Source organism: Faecalibacillus sp. MSK20_93 (assembly GCF_020589945.1).
In the GTDB taxonomy this organism is placed as follows: Bacteria; Bacillota_I; Bacilli_A; order Erysipelotrichales; family Coprobacillaceae; genus Faecalibacillus; species Faecalibacillus intestinalis.
Genome location: NZ_JAJDKA010000082.1, coordinates 1 through 7,729, shown reverse-complemented (window position 1 = coordinate 7,729; position 7,729 = coordinate 1). Strand labels below are relative to the sequence as shown.

General features: G+C 28.3%; 4 protein-coding genes and 1 pseudogene. All 5 read right to left on the bottom strand.

Translation table 11 applies throughout. The features are described from left to right. The coding region (locus LJD34_RS14955) for an N-acetylmuramoyl-L-alanine amidase family protein (RefSeq protein ID WP_227360278.1) at window positions 1-2,091 on the bottom strand (2,091 nt) is incomplete at its 3' end. A 191-nt stretch (window positions 2,092-2,282) separates the two neighbouring features. Further along, a complete protein-coding gene (locus LJD34_RS14950; protein ID WP_147580433.1) occupies window positions 2,283-3,824 on the bottom strand; it encodes a BCCT family transporter in 1,542 nt (513 codons plus the stop codon). Window position 3,825: 1 nt separating this feature from the next. Further along, window positions 3,826-4,542, bottom strand: a complete 717-nt coding sequence (locus LJD34_RS14945) for an NTP transferase domain-containing protein (RefSeq protein WP_227360277.1) — start codon at window positions 4,540-4,542, stop codon at window positions 3,826-3,828. Further along, window positions 4,542-6,293, bottom strand: coding sequence for an NTP transferase domain-containing protein (locus LJD34_RS14940; RefSeq protein WP_227360276.1), 1,752 nt, complete (start codon window positions 6,291-6,293; stop codon window positions 4,542-4,544). The genes LJD34_RS14945 and LJD34_RS14940 overlap by 1 nt, the downstream gene beginning before the upstream one ends. A 263-nt stretch (window positions 6,294-6,556) precedes the next feature. Continuing rightward, window positions 6,557-7,729, bottom strand: a pseudogene (locus tag LJD34_RS14935) (hypothetical protein); the annotation flags it as partial.

Sequence of the window (7,729 nt, the reverse complement as noted above, 5' to 3'; positions counted from 1 at the left end):
TAACCAACCAGTAACCATATAGCCTTCATAATAAGTTTTTCCATAGATGTTCATAACACCTGTACTAAAGAAATAAGTATTTCCAGAGATTTCTTGAAATCCTGTTGCCATTTGATAATTATCTAAAAAGTAATACGTATTTCCTGCAATCATTTGCCAACTTTTTTGTCCATAACCACCATTATCAAAATAATACCATTTGTTATTGATTCCTTGCCAACCGGTTTGCATCTTTCCACTTGCATTAAAATAATAGAAATTATTTCCTACAGTTTGTAATCCTGTTACCATTGATCCATCACTATTTAAATAATACCAATCATTACCTAGTGGTAACCAACCAGTAACCATATAGCCTTCATAATAAGTTTTTCCATAGATGTTCATAACACCAGTACTTAAATAATACCATTTTTCATTTATTTCTTGCCAACCGGTTTGCATTTGATAGCTGCTATTAAAATAAAACCAATTATTTCCTATTAATTTCCAATCTTTTTGACCATAACCCAATTCATCAAAGTAGTACCATTTATTATTAACTTCTTGCCAACCCGTTTGCATTTGTCCACTTGTATTAAAATAATAGAGATTATTTTCTATAGTTTGTAAACCAGTTGCTTTTGACCCATTTGAAAAATAATAATACCAATAATTATTTTCTTTTTTCCATCCTTGTGGATGAGAAGTATTATTTAATAAAGTAACATATTGATTACTTACATATCCTGTATTATCAAAGCTATAAGTTCCATCACTACTAGCAACTTCACTTTGTATCTTATAAAAATCATTAATTGCAGAGGCATCTTTTATAATAAATGAATAAGCTGGATTTTTTATCGTTGTATATAAAACACTAGAATTTGTATTTGAACTACTTCTTACATTAAGGGCAGTATGTGTTGTTAAATAAATATCTTTGATTCCTAAAGTATAATAATCATTATCTTTAGAAGAGATACTAGCATCCATATTTTTAGCAATGCTTGCACATTTTTCTCCTTCATAGGGATCTGAAGAATATTTTCCAAATATTCCACTTCCCTTGTCTCCAAAATAACCTCCTCTAAATAAAGAAGTATATGTAGGATTTAAATATCTTTTAGACATCCAACTCGATGTAAAATTCATAATACAATCATCTACTGTACTAAAGGTATCTGCATTTCCACCTGGATTATTATCTGTAGCATTTAATCCAAATAAGTTATTTTTATTTAATGCAATATTGCTTTTTCCCCATCCAGATTCTAAGGCAGCAAAACTTGCTGCCATTAAAGCATTGACCCCATATTTATTTTGATACTTAATAAAAATATCACCTGTATTATATAATTTAGAAGTACTTCCTGCTTTATTATTTAAATAATTTGATATTTGTGAACCAGTATAAGTCGTTTGACTTCTCATTGGTAAGTATTGAAAATAACTATAATAAGGATTATTAGGATTAACAGCATTATTTCTAACATTATTTTTATAATCTGTAATCATTGTATTATAGTTATCATAAAAATAATGTCCATCATAGCTATAATACTCTTTATTCTTTGTTAAATAACTAGGCCCTGTCCCTATATAATTCTTATTCCCTTGATTTCCTGTCGCATTAACATTATTAGAAATATAATGATACAAATCACCTGATGAATTAACTTCATAGTTACTTGCATAATAAGTCCCTTGGCTAAGAACTTCAACATATTGAGGATCTACTAAACCAACAATTCCTGAAATCATAAACTTCACTTTTCCATTTTCATACCCTAAAAAAGCTGCATCCGCTGCATTTGATTTAGATAAATATCCCTCTTGTCCTGTATAATAATCTGTAAAATTTGTCGTTGTCTTTGCTTTAGAACAATTATAATTAACCATATTCGCTGTAGAAACTGTTCGTGCATAAGGATTATACTCTTCATTCGTTGTTCCATCATAAACATCTACAGTATTAATATTTCCATCTTTATCTACAAACTTTGTTTGTCCAATAACGTCATTTGTTCCTTCATATGCTTTTATATTAGAGATATTAAAAATCATTCCCAATAATATAACAAGAAACAGACTTATGTACTTTTTTTTCATTTCCAACCTCCTACAATATTTTAAATCTATAGAATATTTTAACTTACTAATCCTATTTGCTTTTAATAATGTGATAACATCACATAAAATAATATACTTACAAATATCAACTAAAATAATCATCTTCATAAATACTATTTTTTATTATAATGATATACATTTTCAATTCAACAAAAAGGATATAGAATTTTCTATTCTATATCCCTGTTATTTTCTTTCTTTTCTTGTAAATATTTATTTGCATCTTTAAAGAAACTAATGACAATCAACAGTATAATAAATCCTATTGGAAAAGCAGCGATAATAGCCACTGACTGTAAACTATACATTGAATTTTCAGCAAAAATCAACGCTATTGGAAATAAGATAAAGATAATTGCCCAGAAAACTCTAATCTTTTTATCTGGTTCTTCATCTACATCTAATTTTTTATAGGAATAAGATGAAACAACCATGGTTAAAGCATCAAATGTTGTTGAATAAAAAGCAATCATAGTAATAACTAATAATAATAAACCTAGACTTGCTAGTGGTAGAGTATCAAATATCTTTAAAATAACTGTAGAATAATCTCCACTTTTAGCAATCATTCCCGAAATATCAATTCCATGTTTCATTTGTTGTGCCAAACCATAATTTCCAAGAATAATGAATGAAGTAAAAGTTCCTGCTAGACCCCATCCATATCCTCCTAGAATCGTATTTTTAATTGTTCTTCCCTTACTGATTTTTCCAATAAAGAAAGGAGTTGCAACACACCATACCATCCAATAGGCCCAATAATAAATCGTCCAATTTTGTGGAAATGATGTTTCTCTTAATGGATCCATCCAAGTAGATAATCCGATAAAATTTTGTACCATATTACCAATAGCTGAAAAACCAGTTTCTAAGATATATGTGGTTTCTCCCCCACCTATTAAAAAATAAATAAGTAAAGCAAAGAATAAATAGGAACAATATGTTGCTAGTTTAGAAATACCTTTCATTCCTGTAATTACAGTAAATGTATAAACTGCCGCAATCAATAATAAAACAGCAATAGTAAGTCCTACACCATTAGGCAACCCAAATACTCTACTTAAAGCTGCTGATAATAATGGTGTTGCCAGTGAAAAGGTTGTTGCAGTTCCTGCAATAAGTGCAAATATAGCAATTAAATCAATAATTTTACCTACAACTCCATCCACTTTATTTCCTAATAATGGTCTACATCCTTCAGAAAACTTTTGTTTATTTCTTCCTCTTACATGTAACATAAAACCAAAAGCAACAGCTAAAATAATATAAAAACTCCAAGCAATTGGTCCCCAATGAAATAACGGAAATGTTGAAGCCCATTTTTGTATTCCACCTAATTGATCAATATACTTTTCATTAGCATATAATGCCCATTCACATAATGAATAAAATAAAATATCTGCTGCCATTGTAGAAGTAAAAATCATTACTCCCCAATTAAATGATGAATAAATTGGTTTATCCGTATCTTTCCCTAACTTGATTTTTCCATATTTAGAAAAAGCAATATATAAAGAACAAGCAAAAATACCAACACCCAACATAGCATAATAAATACCACAATCATTTCCTAAAAATCCTCTGATCATTTGAATAATATATGAAGATTTAGCTGGCATGATCATAAATAAAACACATAATAAGACGACCCCTAATAAAGGTATGATCATCGCTGTATAGTCTAATCTTCCTTTTAATGTTTTCTTTTCCATTTTAGTTCTCCCTATAATTTAAATATGATGGATCTATACTGCATAACTCATCTAAACTATCTATTTCCAAAATATCTCCATCACGCATTTCTTTAATAGATAATTGATATTCATCTGGATAACAAAACAATGCTACATCATCCCAATAGATTTCTGTATTTTTCTTTTCTTCAAATTCTATTTCCAAATGTTTTTTCAAGCGTTTCCCATCTTCTTCATTCCAACGAGAAACACTATACAATTGCCAACCATCTTTTCCACCTGTTCGTGAACAAGATGTAACAAGACCCTCTTTGATTTTTAACATCCATTCATTATTGATTTCTTTTTTGTAGATACAGTTATATCCAGAAAAGTCAAAATTCTTTTCAAGAATTTGACTGTTATTAATAATTTGATCCCCATCTAAAATAATGACATTTTTAAGATGTTCTCGAGCTACATAGAGTGATGAAATATTATTACATGTATCAAAATAGGGATTATCAATTAAATGTACATCATTATATTTTTCTTTTAAGTAATTAAACTGTTCCTTAAGGTATCCTACGACAACATAGATTTCTTGAATGCCTTGTTCATGAAGTTTTTCTATAACCCCTTCTATCATTGCTTTTCCATTGACTTTAACTAATGGCTTAGGAACTTTATTAGTAATAGGTTTCATACGTGTTCCTTTTCCTGCGGCCATGATAATTGCTCTTTCTACTTGACTCATTATTTCATATTCTCCATTTCTTCTATAACAATATTATAGTAATCTTTCGCAAAGCGATATTGTGCTAATGAATATTTTCCAAATTCAACACCTAATGTATATTTATATTCACACCAGTTGCTCCATAAAAGACCACACATTGATATATAACAATAGATTTTAATTCTTGTTTGCTGATCACATTTATTTTCAAAATAAATGTCTATCAAGTTATCAACTTGCTGTCTGTTATACATGGAATAGATACAAAACATTGCAATATCTAGGTGAATATCTTGCATTGCCGCATATTCCCAATCAATAAGTTTTATTTTTTCTTCTTCATTTTCTTTATAGAATAGGAAATTATCACAATTTGCATCTATATGACATAGTCTCCATTCTTTAGGCATCTTTTCAATAATATTCTTTAAAGAGAAGATTTTTTCTTTTGTTTGATCATAATCTTTATATAAGGATTTAGGCCCTCTTAATTTTTCATAAAAATCAATCTTTTCAAAAACATTAAATTCGTGATCAACCTTTAAATCTTGTTGATGAAAATATTTCAATAATTGCATACACTTTCTTAGATCTTCTTGATCATCTTGATTACATACACGTGTATCATTTAAATACTTTGTAATCTTATAACCATTTTGAGGATTCATATAAATAACTTCATCACTGATATTTAAATCTTTTATTACTTGATAAACTTCATATTCTTCTTTTCGATTAATAAGTTGATCTGTTCCTTCCCCAGGAATTCTCATAATATATTTATCTTGATTGATTTCAAATAAAAATGAACGATTAGTCATTCCTTTTTTTAAACTTTTAATATTTTTTATTTGTTCAACATTGATTTTAAAAACATCAGCAATTAAAGATAATGTCTCATTATTTAAGTGTGTTGAATGATCATCTACATTTCTTAATTCTTCATAAGTATTGATTTCATCAACATAATTTGTATCAACGATTTTCCCATAAATAAACATCTTATTTTTTTGATACAAGGCTTCTTCCCAAAACAATGAATCATGTATTCCATCATCTAAATGTTCTAAATGTTCTTTTAAATATGAAGCATCTTGATTATTTATAAATGATAAACCAATCAGTTTTAAACCATCTTTTTTTGTTTTAATAATTTCATTTTTAGTATTACATGTAACATTACTATGTTTACTTATTCTATTTTCAAGCATATACCATGATTGAATTTCATTATCTAAAAACGGATTTTCATAGAAATAAAGATCACCAGGAATAATATAAGTATTATTTATTTTATCTTTTACAATATTTAAACTATGTAAGTTGTTCTTTTCTTGATATTCTCTATTAACAACTAACTTTACATGATATTGATCAATAAGATAATCAAATTCTTCTTTCATAAAACCAACAACTATTGTTATATCATGAATATTGGCTTCTAATAGCTGTCTAATAATACGTTCAATAAGTATTTCTCCATTTATTTCAAGCATGGCTTTAGGAACATTGTTATTAATAGGAATCATTCGAATTCCTTGTCCTGCAGCTAAAATAATAGCAGACTTATCTTTCTTTATTAAATTCATTCCTAAATTTGTAAGTGAATTATCCTCATTAAGATAATTTAATTCTTTAAGTTTTTTTAGTGTTTCATTTACTTTACCTAAAGAACAATTTAATCTTTTAGAAATCATTCTTTGTGAAAGATTATTTTCTTTATAAAGCAGTTTTATAAGTTCAAAGTCTAAATATGTAAAAGTGTTCATTTTTTTCTCCTTGTTAATTTACATGAACATTATAGCATATGTTTTCTACAAGTAAAGAAAAAAAAGAAGTATTTCTACTTCTTCTATGATAAAAACTTAGGTGTAATATATCCTCTTATAAATTTACCATTTACAGTCATTGTTCTATATTCAACAGCATCATTTTTATTTCCTTCAATAACTTTAAAAGTATTTCCATTCACTTCAGCAACAATACCTACATGATCAGGCCATCCTGTATTATCACCATTTCCATTATCATCCTAATCATACATAATAATATCACCAATTTGAGGAACATAAGCATCATTTTCTTGCCAAATTCCCATTGCTTGAGCTTTTTCAACTGCTTTACCACATGAACATTCAACTGGGATAATGTCAAGTAAATTACATTCTCTCACCATAGCTGAAACAAAAGTCATACACCAAGAATCTGTATATTTTACTTTATAACCTCTAGGTAATGGATCTAGTTTATTATAAGAATCAATAATTTTCTTAAATGATCCATCTTTTTCATTACATCCCAAATATCTTTTAGCTCTTTCTACAAACTCTTTTCTCGTACAATTTGAAATCCATGAATAATCATCTCTAAATGTATATGTTTTACCATCAATAACTACATCATCTTTAACAGCTGCACCATCTTCATTAAAATAATACCATTTCCATCCAATTTGTGCCCAACCAGTAACCATGACACCACTCTTATTTAAATAATACCATTTATTACCTGATTTTAACCATCCTGTTTGCATATCACCAGAAGCATTTAAATAGAACCATTGATTATTAATCAATTGCCAACCCGTTTGCATAATTCCTTGATCATTAAAATAATACCATTTGTTAGTAATCTTATTCCATCCTTTAACAAGAACCGCATTAGAATCAAGATAATAATATTGATTATCTCTATAATACCAACCTAATTGCAAATCTCCATTAGAATTAAAATAGTAATATTGATCATTGATATAATAATCACCTACAACCATTTTTCCATCTTGGTCCAAATAATACCATGATCCATTATGCAACCATCCTGTTTGAATATAGCCACTATTATTTGCATAGTAATATGTTCCATCTGCTTGGATCCATCCTGTTTTCATAGCTCCTGATTGATCAAAGTAACATTGTTCGTCCCCTATAGAAACCAATCCTGTAGCCATTTTTCCATCTTGGTCCAAATAATACCATGATCCTTTATGCAACCATCCTGTTTGAATATAGCCACTATTATTTGCATAGTAATATGTTCCATCTGCTTGGATCCATCCTGTTTGCATAGCTCCTGATTGATCAAAGTAACATTGTTCGTCCCCTACAGAAACCAATCCTGTGACCATTTTTCCATCTTGGTCTAAATAATACCATGATCCTTTATGCAACCATCCTGTTTGAATATAGCCACTATTATTTGCATA